Source organism: Cupriavidus sp. GW822-FHT03E04, assembly GCF_058801495.1.
The window spans coordinates 1-864 of sequence record NZ_JBXANI010000080.1; the positions used below are offsets into that span (position 1 = coordinate 1).

Consider the following 864-nt stretch of genomic DNA (forward strand, 5'->3'; position numbering starts at 1 on the left):
GTTCCTGCAGCTACTTAGATGTTTCAGTTCGCCGCGTTCGCTTCCCTGACCTATGTATTCAGTCAGGGATGACCCATTCGGGCCGGGTTTCCCCATTCGGACATCTCCGGATCAAAGCTTGTTTGCCAGCTCCCCGAAGCTTTTCGCAGGCTACCGCGTCCTTCATCGCCTGTGATCGCCAAGGCATCCACCACATGCACTTGTTCGCTTGACCCTATAACGAGTGTGTCTCAAACTTGCGTTCAAGCCGTGCTCGCTACAGGATGAGTTCTCGCATTTGTGCCGTATTCCAAGTCATCTTTCGATCACTTAAATACATTTCGGTTGATACAATCACAACCCGGTATCGTGTTTTACTTCAGCGTCTCATCAACGCTCACGACACCTTTACTACATCCCATATTGTTAAAGAACAGCCGCGCGAAACTGCGTCTCGCAACGTCTTGGCCAAGGCCAAAGGCAAACGCTCAATCCTAAGCGCTTGCCTTTGACGACCAATCCAAGGTGCACACTGAAGTGCGAGGTAATTGGTGGAGGATGACGGGATCGAACCGACGACCCCCTGCTTGCAAAGCAGGTGCTCTCCCAGCTGAGCTAATCCCCCAATTTACTTCTGTCCGGAGGTTCAGCTTCGAACCACCATCCGTAACTTGGTGGGTCTGGTAGGACTTGAACCTACGACCCCCGCCTTATCAAGACGGTGCTCTAACCACCTGAGCTACAGACCCTTGGCTGTAACAGCAAACAAACCGATAAGTGTGAACGCTCGACTTAAGATGCACGCTCTTGAAAGGAGGTGATCCAGCCGCACCTTCCGATACGGCTACCTTGTTACGACTTCACCCCAGTCATGAACCCTGCCGT

The 864-nt window shown here is 52.2% G+C and carries 2 tRNA genes and 2 rRNA genes; all 4 read right to left on the reverse strand.

The features are described 5' to 3' along the window. Positions 1 to 214: ribosomal RNA gene (locus AC1RQC_RS40365) — 23S ribosomal RNA — on the reverse strand; the annotation flags it as partial. 314 nt (positions 215 to 528) lie between these two features. Beyond that, positions 529 to 604: transfer RNA gene (locus tag AC1RQC_RS40370), tRNA-Ala, on the reverse strand. Between the two features lie 47 nt (positions 605 to 651). Beyond that, positions 652 to 728: transfer RNA gene (locus AC1RQC_RS40375), tRNA-Ile, on the reverse strand. Between the two features lie 61 nt (positions 729 to 789). Continuing rightward, a 16S ribosomal RNA gene (locus tag AC1RQC_RS40380) occupies positions 790 to 864 on the reverse strand; the annotation flags it as partial.